The sequence below is a fragment of the Streptomyces sp. NPDC102283 genome (assembly GCF_044766265.1).
In the GTDB taxonomy this organism is placed as follows: Bacteria; Actinomycetota; Actinomycetes; order Streptomycetales; family Streptomycetaceae; genus Streptomyces.
Genome location: NZ_JBIWLQ010000016.1, coordinates 32,279 through 46,889, shown reverse-complemented (window position 1 = coordinate 46,889; position 14,611 = coordinate 32,279). Strand labels below are relative to the sequence as shown.

The following is a 14,611-nucleotide window of genomic DNA, read 5'->3' as shown; positions in this document are numbered from 1 at the left end:
CGGGGCACGAACCCGAACCGGCGGGACATCCGGACACACATGTATGTGGGGACCCTGTCCTTCGATCTGCTCCTCGGCGACGTACGGTCGTTGAAGGAGAAGCGTTCCGTCGTCCGCCCGATCGTCGCCGAGCTCCAGCGCAGATGCGCGGTGAGCGTGGCCGAGACAGGCGGACAGAATCTCCACCGCAGGGCCGAGATCGGCCTTGCCGTGGTCTCCGGTGACACCGGACACCTCACGGACGTACTGGACCGCTGCGAACGGCTGGTCGCGGGACGCCCCGAGGTGGAGCTGCTGTCGGTGAGACGGCGGCTGCACAGTGACGAAGACTGACAGTCGAGCGAAATCAGAAGGAAGAGTGACGGACCGGTGACCGACAACGCGCGGGCCCGCAAGCTGGCCGATCGCATCCAGGTCGTGGTCGCGGAGACCCTGGACCGGCGAATCAAGGATCCGCGGCTGGGATTCGTGACGATCACGGACGCCCGGGTCACCGGAGACCTGCGGGAGGCCACGGTCTTCTACACGGTCTACGGCGACGACGAGGAGCGCGCGGCCTCCGCCGCGGCACTGGAGAGCGCCAAGGGCGTCCTCCGCACCGAGGTCGGCCGGCAGACCGGGGTCAGGTTCACGCCGAGCCTGGCCTTCGTCCCGGACGCCCTCCCGGACAACGCCCGCACCATCGAGGACCTCCTCGACAAGGCGCGGGCCAAGGACGCGGAGGTGCGCCAGGTGTCCACGGGCGCGAGCTACGCCGGCGACGCCGACCCGTACCGCAAGCCCGAGGACGAGGACGACGAGACCGGGACCGACGAGACCGGGACCGGGACCGACGGATCCTCCGAGAAGAACGAGGGCCCGGCCTCCGCATGACCGAGCAGACCACCACGCCGGACGGCCTTGTCATCGTCGACAAGCCGTCCGGCTTCACTTCGCACGACGTCGTCGCCAAGATGCGCGGCATCGCCCGCACCCGGCGGGTCGGCCACGCCGGCACGCTGGACCCGATGGCGACCGGCGTCCTCGTGCTCGGCGTCCAGCGGGCCACCAAGCTGCTGGGCCACCTCGCCCTGACCGAGAAGGAGTACCTCGGCACGATCCGGCTCGGCCAGGACACCGTCACCGACGACGCCGAGGGCGAGATCACCTCGTCCACCGACGCCTCCGGCGTGACCCGCGAGTCCATCGACGCCGGGGTCGCCGCGCTGACCGGCCGGATCATGCAGGTCCCGTCCAAGGTCAGCGCCATCAAGATCGACGGCAAGAGGTCCTACGCGCGGGTGCGCGGCGGCGAGGAGTTCGAGATCCCGGCCCGCCCGGTGACCGTCTCCTCCTTCCGCGTCTACGACGTCCGCGAGGCCGTCGCCGAGGACGGCACCCCCGTCCTCGACCTGGTCGTCTCCGTGGTCTGCTCCTCGGGCACGTACATCCGGGCCATCGCCCGCGACCTCGGCGCAGGGCTCGGCGTCGGCGGCCACCTCACCGCGCTGCGCCGCACCCGGGTCGGCCCGTACGGACTGGACGCGGCCCGGACGCTCGACCAGCACCAGGAGGAGTTGACCGTGATGCCGGTCGCCGAGGCGGCCGCCTCGGCGTTCTCCCGCTGGGACGTGGACGAGAAGCGCGCCAAGCTGCTCCTCAACGGCGTACGGCTGGACATGCCCGCCCATCCGCCGGGGCCCGTCGCGGTCTTCGGGCCCGACGGCGCGTTCCTCGTGCTCGTCGAGGAGGAGAAGGGCAAGGCCAAGAGCCTCGCCGTCTTCGCCTGAGCCACACCCCGTCATCCGTGGAGCGGGCACCCGTGCCCCACCCGGTGCCCGCTCCACGTTCCCCTCCCCGGCACCATTCCTGCTCTCCGAGGGACACGCCTATTCACCCCATCGGACGGGCGCTCGGAGTGAATACCGGGGGCGTGGGGGGCGCTTTCACCGTCCGCGCGCTCCGGGCGATCACCGGCGGCCTAACGTCGCACCATGGGCAGTGGGGACCGGTCGAAGCTGGTAAGAATCTGTGATCAGGCCGGCCGGCCGCGAGGGACGGGATTCGTCGCGGACGACCGCGGCACGGTCGTCACCGCCCACCAGGCCGTGACCTCACCGGGCCCGCTCCTCCTCCACGGCACCGACGGACGCACCCGCGCCGTCGCCCCCGACGACATCACCGCGCTGCCCGCCCTCGGCCTCGCCCTCTTGCGCACCGGCGGCCCCGACGCCCTCGACGCGGAGCCCCTGCCCATCGCCGGACGCGACCGCGCCGAACCCGGCGGCTACGTGGACATCGCCGCCCACGGACGGCGCGAGGCCCGGGTGCTCGGCACCACCCCCGCCACCTACACCGCACCGGACGGCGTCGGCCACCCGGTCCCCGCCGCCCTGGAGCTGGCCCTCGGCACCGACGGCCGCGACGCCCTGCGCTCCGGGGGCGCGGCCATCGGCGGGCCCGTCACCGACCCGGCCACCGGCGCGGTCGTCGGCATCCTCTGCACCGCCCTCACCGCCCCGCACGAGGCGGCCGGCCTCGCCCTCCCGATCACCCGGGGCGCGGACGACGCGCTGGACGCCCTGCTGCGCCGCAACGCCACCGCCGCCCCCGCCTACGGCCCCGACCTCAACCTCGCCGGGGCCCTCCAGCTCACCGCCACCTCCGTCGGCTCGGCGGACGGCCCCCGAGCCCGCACCGCCCCCGTCGAGCGCGCCGACGTCCACGCCGAGCTCGCCGCCTTCGCAGCCGGTACGGGCCCGGTCCTCGGCCTCGTCGGAGCGCCCGGCACCGGCCGCACCACCGAGCTGGCCGCCCTCGCCGCCCGCCGCGCGGACGGTGGCACGCCCGCGCCCACCCTCTGGCTGCGCGGCGCGGACCTGCTGGCGGAGGACTCCTCGATCGCGGACGCCGCGGGCCGCACGCTCACCCGCGCGGCCCGGATCGTCACCGCCGCCGGCGCCCGCGGCGACATGAACACGGCCACCCCGGAGCGCGTCGCCCGGCTCGCCGCCGACGCCGGGCAGCCGCTCCTGGTGGTCCTCGACGGCCCCGAGGAGATGCCGCCACTGCTGGCCCACCGGCTCGCCGCCTGGACGGCGGGCACCGCCGCCTGGCTGCGCGAACGGGGCGTCATGCTCGTCGTGGCCTGCCGCCCCGAGCACTGGGAGACCGCGGGCCTCCTCTACCCGCCGGGCGCCCTGCACCTCCCGGACCGCCCCGCCCGCCGGCTGCCGCCCGCCCTGCGCCTCGGCGACCTCGCACCCGATCAGGCCGAGCGGGCCAAGGAGGCCTACGGCATCCCGGCCGCCGCCCTCGCCCCCGGCCACGACCGGCACCCGCTCACCCTGCGGCTCCTCGCCGAGGTCCGCGCCGCACTGCCGCCCGGTGTGCCGGGCCGCCCCGACGCGGAGGACGTCTTCGGCGCCCACCTCGACCTGCTGTGCGTGCGCGTCGCGGTCCGGATCGCGGCCGCCGCCGACGAACAGCCCCGCGGCGCCGCCGTGCGCCGGCTCGCCGCGCGCGTGGCGGGCCAGGTCCACGAGGCGGCCCGCCGCTGCCTGGGCCCGGGCCAGGGCGAGCTGGACCGGGTGGCGTTCGAGGAGGTCTTCCCCTGGCGCACCGGCTGGGCCTCCGCCGTCCTCACCGAGGGCCTCCTCGTCCCCGCCGGGGCGGGCTACCGCTTCGCCCACGAGGAGCTCGGCGACTGGGTGCAGGGCGCCCACCTCGACCTGGACGCGGCCCTGCGGTCCCTGGTGCACCGCTGGCACCGGGGGAGTGGCGGCCCGGACCGGGTGCCGCACCCCCGCACCGCCGGAGAACCCCGCAGCCTGCCCGTGCCCCGGCACCGCATCGGACCGGTGATCCAGGCGATGGTCCTCCTGGGCCGCCGTCAGGGCACCGCCGCGCTCGCGCACCGGATGGCCGACCTGATCGAGGCGCTGGACCGGCTGTGGACCGACGCGGGCCCGCGCGACGAGGACGCCGCCTGGTGGGCGGCCCACCTGCTGAACGGCAGCCTGCTGCGAGTGCCCGACGCCCGCCCCTATCTCGGCGTCCTGCGGGTCCTCGCCGGACGCATCACCCGCCGCTCCGCCGCCCCCGGAGGACCCGGCGGCCTCGGGGCGTACGGGGAGTTCGGGCCCTGGTTCTGGCGGCGGCTGAGGCTGCCCGAGGAGGACCGGATCGATCTGCTCCGCCGCCTGGTGCCCGCCGACGGGCTGCCCCGCACCGACGGCGACGAACGCTATCTGGACGCGGTCGCCCGCCGCCTCACCCTCGACGCCCCGGCCGTGCAGCCGCTGCTGTGCCGCTGGTTCACCGACGAACGCCCGCTGCTCGTGGGCCCCGACGCTCCGGACGTCCCGCTGCGGCCCACGGTCGCCGCCGCCGCGCAGGCCCTGCTGTACGCCCGCCGCGACCTCGCCCCCGACGGCCTGGCCGACGCGCTGATCGCCACTCCGCACCGACGCGCCGGGGAACTGCTGCTCGCCCTCGCCGAGGACGGGCCCACCGCGCTCTGCCGGGCCGTGGAGCGCTGGGCCCGCGACGAGGACCGCCCGGCCCGCCGCTCCGCCGCCGCCCGCTACGCCGGGCTCCTCCAGCAGCGGGTCACGGCCGAGGGCGACCTGGCCCTGCTGCGCTCCGCCGCTCTCGTGCTGCTGGACCGGCCCGAGGACGTCGCCCTGCACGCCGCCGCCCTCAGCCTCCTCGTCCGCGACCCGGTGGCGAGGGCGAGCCACCTCCCCGATGCCCTGCGGGCGTTCGCCGCCGGAGACCCCCGGCTGCCCGTCGAACTGCTCGCCGAGGTGTTCCCCGCTCACCAGAAGGCGGTCCTCGCCGCCCTCCGTGCCCGCCTCGCCCGCCCCGGAGACGGTGGGGGAGCGGTGCTGCGGGCGCTGGCCGGGCTCGACACGCCCGCGCTCGCGCTGCACGTCGCCGGACTCGTACGGGAGTACATCGACGCCCATCCCGAGGACGGCACGCACGCCGCCGAGTACGTCGACCTGCGCCTGGAGCACGGTCCGGCCGCCCGGGCACTTCTCCTGCCCCTGGTGACCGGGCTGCTGCGGGACCGCCCCGCACCGCCGCCGGTGCGCGCCGCGCTCGCCCGGGTCCTCGCCGGGGCGGGGAGCGCCGAGTCCCGGCCGCTGCGGGCGGAGCTGCTGGAGGTCCTGCTGGAGTTCGAGCAGGTCACCGGCCGGGACCCGGATGTGCTGGAGGCCCTGCTCCGGGCCGCCGCCGAGGGCTCCGAGCGCCGCCCGGAGGTCCGTACGCGCGCACTCGTCCACCGCACCGGGATGCTGTTGGTCCGCACCCCCGAGGGCGCCGCCCGCTTCGACCGGGGCCTGGTCGAGCTCGCCCGCGACGTGCCCGGATTCGCCGCACTCGTCACCCGCTGGCTGGCCGACGCCCCGCAGGAGTGGGCGGCGGTCGTGGGGCCGAGCGCCCGGCGCACGGTCGAGGCGTTGGAGACATCACGCCCGTCGATGCCGATGCCGATGCAGGCGGCGGGACGTGAGCATGGCAGTCTTAGACCTGCGTAATCGACATACACACGTACACAGGTTCGGGCGAGGAGCGGTCACAGTGCAGCGCTGGCGTGGCTTGGAGGACATCCCCCAGGACTGGGGACGCAGCGTCGTCACCATCGGCTCCTACGACGGCGTGCACCGCGGACACCAGCTGATCATCGGCCGGGCCGTCGAGCGCGCCCGTGAGCTGGGCGTCCCGTCCGTCGTCGTCACCTTCGACCCGCACCCCAGCGAGGTCGTCCGCCCCGGCAGCCACCCGCCGCTGCTCGCCCCGCACCACCGCCGCGCCGAGCTGATGGACCGGCTGGGCGTGGACGCCCTGCTGATCCTGCCGTTCACCGCCGAGTTCTCCAAGCTGTCGCCCGCCGACTTCATCGCGAAGGTCCTCGTCGACCGGCTGCACGCCAGGACCGTCATCGAGGGCCCCAACTTCCGCTTCGGCCACAAGGCCGCAGGGAACGTCGCGCTCCTGACCGAGCTGGGCGTCGCCTACGACTACACCGTCGAGGTCATCGACCTGTACGTCACCGGCGAGGCGGGCGGCGGACAGCCGTTCTCCTCCACGCTCACCCGGCGGCTGATCGCCGAGGGGGACGTCTCCGGCGCCGCCGAGATCCTCGGCCGCCCGCACCGGGTCGAGGGCATCGTGGTGCGCGGCGCGCAGCGCGGCCGGAAGCTGGGCTTCCCGACGGCCAACGTCGAGACCCTGCCGCACACCGCGATTCCCGCCGACGGCGTCTACGCCGGATGGCTGGAGGTGGCCGGCGAGTCGATGCCCGCCGCGATCTCGGTCGGCACGAATCCGCAGTTCGACGGCGTCGAGCGGACCGTCGAGGCGTACGCCATCGACCGCGTCGACCTGGAGCTGTACGGGCTGCACGTGGCCGTCGACTTCCTCGCGTACGTCCGCGGCATGCTGAAGTTCGACTCGGTCGACGACCTCCTGGTCGCCATGGCCGCCGATGTGAAGCGCTCCAGCGAGCTGACCGCCGCGTACGACGGCACCCACTGACGACAGGCCCCACCCCGCCGTGCGATCCGCCCGGGGACGGCGGATGCTGACAGGATGCGCGACATCCTGCCCGACCTCCGCGCCCGGTGCGCCGACGGCATCCCCTTCGCCCTGGCGACCGTCGTCGCCGTGCACGGCAGCGCGCCCCGCGACCCGGGCGCCGTGCTGGCCGTCGACGCGGCGGGGACGGTGCTCGGCAGCGTCTCCGGAGGCTGTGTCGAAGGCGATGTGTACGAGGTCGCCCGCGAGGTGCTCGCCGGGGCCGCGCCGCGCGTGGTGTCGTACGGGATCAGCGACGACGAGGCGTTCGGCGTAGGCCTGACCTGCGGCGGCACCATCGAGGTCCTGGTGCGCGCCTGTGCGACCGCCGTCGAACGCGAGGATCTCGCGGCCGTGCTGGACCTGATCGCCGCCGGTCTGCCGGTGGCCGAGGCCACGGTCCTGTCCGGCGCGGCGGAGACCGGGGCCCGCCTGGTCGTCCGGCCGGCCGACACCCCCGGCAGCCGCGGCACTCTCGGTTCCGAAGGGCTGGACGCCGCCGTCACGGACGACGCCCGGGGGCTGCTGGCCCAGGGGCACACCGCGATCCAGCGGTACGGGGCGCGGGGCCAGCGCCGGATGCAGGAGGTCGCCGTCTTCGTCCGGACGTACGCCCCGCCGCCCCGCATGCTCGTCTTCGGCGCGATCGACCACGCGGCGGCCACCGCCCGCATCGGCTCGTTCCTCGGCTACCGGGTCACCGTCTGCGACGCCCGCCCCGCCTTCGCCACCCGGGAACGCTTCCCCACGGCGGACGAGGTCGTCCGCGCCTGGCCGCACACCTACCTGGAGTCCACCGCGGTCGATGCCCGCACCGTGATCTGCGTGCTCACCCACGACCCCAGGTTCGACGTGCCCCTGCTCGTCGCGGCTCTGCGCACGCCCGCCGCGTACATCGGGGTGATGGGCAGCCGCCGCACCCACCGCGACCGGCTGGCCCGGCTGCGCGCGGCCGGGGTGGACGAGGCGCACCTCGCGCGCCTCGCCTCACCCGTGGGCCTCGACCTCGGAGCCCGTACGCCGGAGGAGACGGCGGTCTCGATCGCCGCCGAGATCGTCCAGCACCGCTGGGGCGGCACGGGCCGACCGCTCGGCGAACTGACGGGGGCGATCCACCACGGCGGACCGGCCGCCCGGAAGTAGTCAGGGCACCGTCGCACCGCCTCGCTCGGCGCCCTTCTCCGCCTGCGGCGGCAGGACGCCGTCGCCTTGGCCCTCGCCGTCGCCCTCGCCCGGACGGTCCATCGCGCGCCACTCCGGCCGCAGCCCCGTCAGATTCGTGGTGAGGAAGTACGCGGCCCCGCAGGCGAGAAGCACCGGAGTCAGGCCGACCGCGGACACCGCCACCCCGGCGAGCAGCCCACCGAGCGGGATTCCGGACCAGGACAGTGAGTCACCCAGCGCGTTGACCCGGCCCAGCATCCGGCGCGGCACCCGTTCCACGAGGACGGCCCCCAGCACGGGGTTGATGAACCCGGCGCCGAACCCGCTGACGGCGAAGACGGCCAGGACCGCACCCAGGGGGGCGTCGACGGCGAGGACCAGGAATCTCGGCGCCCCGGCCAGCAGGAATCCGCCGAGGACCATCAACCTGCGGCGGAGCCGGTGCGCGGCCAGCGCGGCGATGAGACTCCCGCCCACCGCGGCCGCCCCCATCACACTGCCGATCAGGCCGATCGCCGCCGGGCCGTTTCCGGATTCCCCCGCCCACACGGGAACCAACAGGGTGGTCATCGCCGCGTCCAGCAGGTTGGTGATCCCGACCATGACGATCACGGCGAGCAGCAGCGGCTCGTGCCGGAGGAAGGTGAAGCCCTCGCCGAACCGGCGCCAGTAGCCCGCCTCCTCTCCGCCGGCCGGTGCCGAGGGGTCCACGACCGGATGCCCCATACCGCGAGGCAGCGCGACGGCGACGATCACCGAACCGAGGGCGAAGCAGCCCGCGTTGACGACCAGGCCCGTCATGGGGCCGAGCAGCGCCACCAGGGCGCCGCCCGTCGCCGGACCGATCGTGGAGGCGAGCCGCTCGATCACACCGGACAGGCCGGCGGCCCGCACCAGGGGTGTCCCGCAGCGCTCGGCTGCCTCCGGGACCATGACCTCCTTGGCCAGATCGCCCGGGCCGCGCGCCGCGCCGATCACCGCGACCAGGCCCAGCAGGACGGGGAAGGAGAGCCGGTCCAGGGCGTGGAGCAGCGGGATCGCCGCTGCGGCGGCCGCGCTCGCCAGATCCGTGGTCCAGGAGACGGCCCGCGGCCCGATCCGATCCACCAGAGGGCCGGTGAACGCTTTGACCGCCACGTAGGGCGCCATCTCGCAGAAGGCGACAAGACCGGTCATGGTGACGCTGCCCGTGGTGACGAGCACGAACCAGGGCAGGGCCACCAGCGAGATCCGCGTGCCGGTCACGGACACGGCGATGGCCGCCAGCACCCCGACCAGGGGCCGTAAGGAACGCTTCGCGGATGCTCCGCCGGCGCCGCCGGGAGCGTCCGAGGTCACCGCGTCTCCGTTCCTGGCGCGGGGGCCTCGGGCTCGGGCAGGATGTGGGTGATGAGGCCGACCCGCTCGGCGCCCTCGGGGGCGCCTGCCGCGGCTTCGGGCGTGTCCCGCCGGTAGCGCGTGATGACCTCGGCCAGCTCTTCGTACAGGGTGGCTGTCTCCTCGGGCGTGAGCCGTAGGGCCCAGTCGCTCATGTCGAAGGCGTTCCGCCAGGCGCGGTCCATCGTCCGCAGCCCGTTCACGGCCTGCTGGGTGCGCAGGGTGTGGATGGCGGCGACGGACTGCTGGTAGGCGAGTGCGGCCTCGGGCTCCTGCTCGGTCAGCTCCGGATCGTTGAACCAGATCGTCCGGTGCACCGAACGCCACCAGCGCTCGCGTGCGTTGCCGCGCTCCGTGTCCTCCTCGACGAAGCCGGCCGCGCCGAGCTGACGCAGGTGGTAGCTGGCCGTCCCGGAGTTCACCCCCAGCCGCTCCGCGAGGCGGGTGGCCGTGGACGGGCCGTGCTTCCCCAGCAGCCCGACCAACCGCACGCGTACCGGATGCGCCAGAGCACGCAGCCCCTTGGCGTCCAGGACGACCGATCCCTCTCCGGTGGCCGGGGCGTCCGACCGGTCCGACGCGTCATCTGTTGTCATACGAACAGCCTAGACCGCAAAGAGTTCTTCGCAAAGGATTCTTCGCGAAGAACTCTTCGCGGTCTGTGCCGGGGCTGTCCGACCGATGAGTTCCGGGCCGGGTGGAGGTCATTGCTACAGGACCGCCGACAGGCAAGCGGTCGTCGGACAAGCGCTCGCACCCGAAGGAGACACCGTGGCCAAGCTCATCTACTCCATGATCACCTCGCTCGACGGCTACGCGGAGGCGGCGGACGGCAACCTCGGCACCGGGGCCGAGGACCCGGAAGTGCACACCTTCGTCGGTGACCTCTTCCGCCCCGTCGGCACGTACCTCTACGGACGGCGGATGTACGAGACGATGGTCTACTGGGAGACCGCGCACACCGAGCCCGGCCAGCCGCCGCACATCCTGCGGTACGCCCGTGACTGGCAGGCCGCCGAGAAGGTCGTGTACTCCACGACGCTCGATGAGGTGTCCAGCGCGAGGACCAGGATCGAGCGGGCCTTCGACCCGGACGCGGTGCGACGGCTCAAGGCCGAGGCCGACCACGACCTCACCGTCGACGGCCCGAACCTCGCCGCCCAGGCCATCGCGGCCTGCCTGGTGGACGAGTACCACCTCTTCATCACCACGAGCGTGGTGGGCGGCGGCAAGCGGTTCTTCCCCGACGACGTGCGCCTCGACCTCGAACTGGTCGAGGAGCGCGCCTTCGCCAGTGGACTGATCTACGCCCGCTACCGGACCCGCTGAACAGCACAGGCCTCAGGCGGGCCCGCGCCGGTCCTCCTCGCCGCACGCCGCCGCCCAGTGGCACGCCACCTGGGTGTCCCCGCCGCCGCCCAGCACCGGCAGATCCACCGTGCGGCACGCCTCCGCCACTCCCGCCCGCTCCGCCTCGCCCGAGGCCAGGACCTGGCAGCGGACGTGGAACCGGCAGCCGCCGGGCACCTTCGAGGGGTCCGGCGGCTCCCCGGCCAGCACGACCGGCTCGCCCTCCGCCTCCGGGAGCACGGACAACAGGGCCCGCGTATACGGGTGCCGAGGGGCCGTCAGCAGCTGCTCGACCGGGCCCGTCTCGACGATCCGGCCCAGATACATCACCGCCACCCGGTCCGCGATGTTCCAGGCGAGCCCCAGATCGTGCGTGACCACCAGCGCCGAGAGGCCCAGCTCGTCCCGCAGGCGCAGCAGCAGCGCCAGGATCTCGCCCCGTACCGACGCGTCCAGCGATGCCACCGGCTCGTCGGCCACGATCAGCTCCGGCTCCAGCACCAGGGCCCCGGCGATCACCACACGCTGGCGCTGACCGCCCGACAGCTCGTGCGGGAAGCGCAGGAAGAACCGCTCCGGCGGCCGCAGCCCGGCCCGGGAGAGGGCTTCCGAGACGGCGGCCCGCTCGTCGCCCGCGTACCCGTGGATGCGCAGGCCCTCGGCCACCGCGTCGTACACCGTGTGCCGGGGATTGAGCGAGCCGCTCGGGTCCTGGAGGACGAGCTGCACGCGCTTGCGGTACGCCTTCAGCGCCCGGCCCGTGTAGTCGAGCGGTGCGCCGCCGAAGGTGACCCGGCCCGAGGTGGGAGCGACCAGGCCGAGCAGGGACCGGGCCAGCGTCGTCTTGCCGCAGCCGGACTCGCCCACCAGCGCGACGATCTCGCCGGGCCGGATGTCGAGGTCGACGCCGTCGACGGCACGGGCGGTGGCGGCCCCGCGCCGGCCGGGGAAGGCGACCTTCAGCGTCTCGGCGCTGAGCAGGGGAGCGGCGGCGACGGGGGGCGTGGCACCGGTCGCAGGGATGGTGCTCATGTCGTGCTCCTCGCGTCGTCGGCGGCCGGCGCGTCCACCAGGACGCAGGCGGCCCGGCGTTCGGCCCCGGCCTCCCGCAGCTCCTGGTCCTCGGTGGCGCAGGAGTCGAGCGCCACCGGGCAGCGCGGATGGAAGGTGCAGCCGCCCGGCAGCGCCGAGGGGTCCGGCGGGTCTCCCGGCAGACCGCGCGGGGCGCGCCGGGAGGAGGGGTCCCCGATCCTGGGGAACGCGGCGGAGAGCGCCTTGCCGTAGGGGTGGCGGGCATCCGCGTACACCTGCCGGGCGGGGCCCTCCTCGACGACCCGGCCCGCGTACATCACCGAGAGCCGGTCACAGGTGTCGGCGAGCACCGCGAGATCGTGGCTGATCATGATCAGCCCGACGCCCTGCTCCGCGACGAGCGCCTCGATCAGCCGCAGGATCTGCGCCTGGATCATCACGTCGAGGGCGGTGGTCGGCTCGTCCGCGACGATCAGCCGCGGATCGCAGGCCAGCGCCATGGCGATCATCACGCGCTGCCGCTGACCGCCCGACAGCTCGTGCGGATAGGCCTGGGCCCGCGCGGCCGGCAGCCCCACCTGCTCCAGCAGCTCACCCGCCCGTTTGCGGGCGGCGGCGGGGGTCGCCCTGCTGTGGAGCAGGATCGGTTCGGCGATCTGGTCCCCGACCCGGTGCACGGCGTTCAGCGAGTGCATCGCGCCCTGGAAGACGATCGACGCGCCCGCCCAGCGGACCGCCCGCAGCCGCCCCCACTTCATGGTCAGGACGTCCTCGCCGTCGAGCAGGATCTCGCCGGTCAGCGTGGCCGTCGCGGGCAGCAGCCGCAGCAGTGCGAGGGCCAGCGTCGACTTGCCGCAGCCGGACTCCCCGGCGATGCCGAGCTTCTGCCCGGCCTCGACCCGCAGATCGACCCCCCGAACCGCGGGGACGGCGTCGGCCCCGCTCCCGTAGGTGACCGTCAGATTCCGTACCTCCAGGAGCGGCGGATCGCCGGTGGGCCTCGTCGGGTCGGAGGAGCCGGCCGGGTCCGGGTTCGGCGTGGTGGTCGTGGTCGTGGCGGTCAACGGGACACCCCCAGCTTGGGGTTGAGCACGGACTCGATGGCGCGGCCGCACAGCGTGAAGGCGAGGGCGACCACGGCGATGGCGAGTCCGGGCGGAGCGAGGTACCACCAGTTGCCGGAGCTGACCGCGCCGGCCTCGCGGGCGTCCTGGAGCAGACCGCCCCAGGAGACGATCGTGGGATCGCTGAGCCCGAGGAAGGCGAGGGTCGCCTCGGTGAGGATGGCGGTGGAGATCACGAGCGTGGTCTGGGCCAGCACCAGCGGCATCACATTGGGCAGGACGTGACGCGACATGATGTGGCGGTGTCCGCCGCCGAGCGCCCGGGAGCGTTCGATGTACGGGCGGGACTCGACGGACAGCGTCTGGGCGCGGACCAGCCGGGCGGTCGTCGGCCAGGTCGTCACGCCGATCGCCAGGATCGTCGTCCACACCGACCGGGACAGGACCGTGGCCAGGGCGATGGCCAGCACGAGGGTCGGCATCACCAGGAACCAGTCGGTGACCCGCATGATGACGGTGGCGTACCAGCCCTTGAAGTGGCCCGCGGTGATCCCGATGAGGGTGCCGATCGCCACGGACAGGAAGGCGGCGAGCAGCCCTACCGTCAGCGAGACCCGGGTGCCCCAGAGCATCAGGACCAGCAGGCTGCGGCCGAACTGGTCGGTCCCGAGCGGGAATTCACCGCTCGGCGCCTCCATCGGGCCGCCCGGGGCGTTGGTCACGCTCTGCGAGTCGGCCCCGACCAGCAGCGGGGCGGTCAGCGCGAGCAGGGCGATCACCGCCAGCACGGCGAGTCCGACGAGACCGGCGCGGTGCGTGCGGTACTGCCGCCAGAAGCGGGCGACCGCCTGCCGCCGCCGGGCCCGGGTGAGGGCGCGCGGGCTCTGCACCGGGACTGCCTTCTCCGGCTGCCCGGAGGGCGTCGGGGCGTCCGGCTCCAGCGGCTCGGGCTTCTGCATCGACGTCGTCATCGGCCCACCCGGGGATCGAGCAGCGGATAGATCACGTCGGCCAGCGTGTTCATCAGGATCACCGCGGCGGCGAACACGAAGAACAGCGCCTGCACCAACGGCAGGTCGGGCACGCTCAGCGCCTGGTAGAAGAGGCCGCCGAGCCCCGGCCAGGAGAACACCGTCTCCACCAGGATCGCCCCGGCGACCGTCGTGCCGAGGTTCACGAAGAGCAGCGTCACGGTCGGCAGCATCGCGTTCGGCACGGCGTGCCTCCGGCGGACGAGGTCGTCGCGCAGCCCCTTGGCGCGGGCGGTCGTCAGATAGTCGCTGCCCATCTCGTCCAGCAGCGAGGAGCGCATCACCAGGAGGGTGCGCGCGTACTCCACGGCGACGAGCGTGATGACGGGCAGCACCATGTGGTGGGCGATGTCCAGCACCCGGTCGAAGCCCTCGGTGCTGCCGGACTCCATACCGCCGGTCGGAAAGAGCCCGGGGATCGGACCGATGCCTACCGACAGGGTGATGATGAGGAGCAGACCGAGCCAGAACGAGGGCACCGAGTACAGCGTCAGCGCGAACGCGGTGTTGGCGCGGTCCCCGGCACTTCCGTTGCGCCAGGCGGAGCGCGCGCCCAGCCAGATGCCGAGCAGCGTGTAGATCACGAAGGCCGTGCCGGTCAGCAGCAGGGTGGCCGGCAGGGCCTCGGCGATCTTGTCGACGACCGGGGCGCGGAACTGGTACGACGTACCGAAGTCGCCGGTCAGCGCCTTGCCGCAGTACTGGGTGAACTGCTCCCACAGCGGCAGGTCGAGGCCGAACTCACGGCGCATCGCCGCGATCTGCTCGGTCGACACCTGACGGCCGCCGGTCATCTGCTTGACCGGGTCGCCGGGGATCAGCCGGAAGAGGAAGAAGCTGGTGACGAGGACGGCGAAGAGGGAGACGGCCGCCCCGGCGAGCTTGCCCGCCGCGTAGCGGGCGTAGGCGGTGGCGGAGCGGGAGCGCGGGGAGCGGGCCGACGGCCCGGCCGGAGCCGGGCCGCCGGATTCGGTGCTCTCCACGCCCGCCGCGCCCTCTCGCAGGGCGGGAGTGCTTTCTGAGCTCATG

13 protein-coding genes are annotated in these 14,611 nt (G+C 74.1%); 7 read left to right on the top strand and 6 right to left on the bottom strand.

Annotated elements, in window-relative coordinates:
- Window positions 1-39 precede the first annotated feature (39 nt).
- From ACIRJT_RS27830 to ACIRJT_RS27805, 6 genes are all read left to right on the top strand, one after another.
- On the top strand, window positions 40-333 hold the full coding sequence (locus ACIRJT_RS27830; protein ID WP_403914196.1) for a DUF503 domain-containing protein: 294 nt from the start codon (window positions 40-42) through the stop codon (window positions 331-333).
- 36 nt (window positions 334-369) lie between these two features.
- Window positions 370-873 (top strand): 30S ribosome-binding factor RbfA, encoded by a 504-nt coding sequence (rbfA, locus tag ACIRJT_RS27825; RefSeq protein WP_403914195.1) that lies wholly within the window; start codon window positions 370-372, stop codon window positions 871-873.
- Complete coding sequence (gene truB, locus ACIRJT_RS27820; protein WP_403914192.1) at window positions 870-1,769, top strand: tRNA pseudouridine(55) synthase TruB; 900 nt, start codon at window positions 870-872, stop codon at window positions 1,767-1,769. The genes rbfA and truB overlap by 4 nt, the downstream gene beginning before the upstream one ends.
- A 204-nt stretch (window positions 1,770-1,973) precedes the next feature.
- Entirely contained in the window at window positions 1,974-5,525 is a 3,552-nt protein-coding gene (locus ACIRJT_RS27815; protein WP_403914190.1) for a trypsin-like peptidase domain-containing protein, read from the top strand.
- Between the two features lie 43 nt (window positions 5,526-5,568).
- Window positions 5,569-6,525 carry a bifunctional riboflavin kinase/FAD synthetase gene (locus ACIRJT_RS27810; RefSeq protein ID WP_403914187.1) on the top strand — a complete coding sequence of 319 codons (957 nt, stop codon included), beginning with the start codon at window positions 5,569-5,571 and terminating at the stop codon, window positions 6,523-6,525.
- Between the two features lie 54 nt (window positions 6,526-6,579).
- The gene (locus ACIRJT_RS27805) at window positions 6,580-7,707 is read left to right on the top strand and encodes an XdhC family protein (protein WP_403914185.1); all 1,128 of its coding nucleotides are present in this window, start codon (window positions 6,580-6,582) and stop codon (window positions 7,705-7,707) included.
- On the opposite strand, the gene ACIRJT_RS27800 is transcribed toward ACIRJT_RS27805, so the two are convergent.
- Together ACIRJT_RS27800 and ACIRJT_RS27795 are read right to left on the bottom strand one after the other, a co-directional pair.
- The gene (locus ACIRJT_RS27800; RefSeq protein WP_403914182.1) at window positions 7,708-9,066 is read right to left on the bottom strand and encodes an MFS transporter; all 1,359 of its coding nucleotides are present in this window, start codon (window positions 9,064-9,066) and stop codon (window positions 7,708-7,710) included. It abuts the gene before it with no gap.
- Window positions 9,063-9,701 (bottom strand): ArsR/SmtB family transcription factor, encoded by a 639-nt coding sequence (locus ACIRJT_RS27795; protein ID WP_403914179.1) that lies wholly within the window; start codon window positions 9,699-9,701, stop codon window positions 9,063-9,065. The genes ACIRJT_RS27800 and ACIRJT_RS27795 overlap by 4 nt, the downstream gene beginning before the upstream one ends.
- 175 nt (window positions 9,702-9,876) lie before the next feature.
- Here ACIRJT_RS27795 and ACIRJT_RS27790 point away from each other — a divergent pair, with 175 nt between their 5' ends.
- Window positions 9,877-10,434, top strand: a complete 558-nt coding sequence (locus ACIRJT_RS27790) for a dihydrofolate reductase family protein (RefSeq protein WP_403914177.1) — start codon at window positions 9,877-9,879, stop codon at window positions 10,432-10,434.
- Between the two features lie 12 nt (window positions 10,435-10,446).
- Here ACIRJT_RS27790 and ACIRJT_RS27785 read toward each other — a convergent pair whose 3' ends face one another.
- The 4 genes from ACIRJT_RS27785 to ACIRJT_RS27770 are packed head-to-tail and all read right to left on the bottom strand — an operon-like array spanning window position 10,447 to window position 14,610.
- Window positions 10,447-11,487, bottom strand: a complete 1,041-nt coding sequence (locus tag ACIRJT_RS27785; RefSeq protein ID WP_403914175.1) for an oligopeptide/dipeptide ABC transporter ATP-binding protein — start codon at window positions 11,485-11,487, stop codon at window positions 10,447-10,449.
- Window positions 11,484-12,602, bottom strand: coding sequence for an ABC transporter ATP-binding protein (locus ACIRJT_RS27780; RefSeq protein ID WP_403914172.1), 1,119 nt, complete (start codon window positions 12,600-12,602; stop codon window positions 11,484-11,486). The genes ACIRJT_RS27785 and ACIRJT_RS27780 overlap by 4 nt, the downstream gene beginning before the upstream one ends.
- Window positions 12,548-13,522, bottom strand: a complete 975-nt coding sequence (locus ACIRJT_RS27775) for an ABC transporter permease (protein WP_403914169.1) — start codon at window positions 13,520-13,522, stop codon at window positions 12,548-12,550. The genes ACIRJT_RS27780 and ACIRJT_RS27775 overlap by 55 nt, the downstream gene beginning before the upstream one ends.
- Window positions 13,519-14,610 (bottom strand): ABC transporter permease, encoded by a 1,092-nt coding sequence (locus ACIRJT_RS27770; RefSeq protein ID WP_403914167.1) that lies wholly within the window; start codon window positions 14,608-14,610, stop codon window positions 13,519-13,521. The genes ACIRJT_RS27775 and ACIRJT_RS27770 overlap by 4 nt, the downstream gene beginning before the upstream one ends.
- Window position 14,611 lies beyond the last annotated feature (1 nt).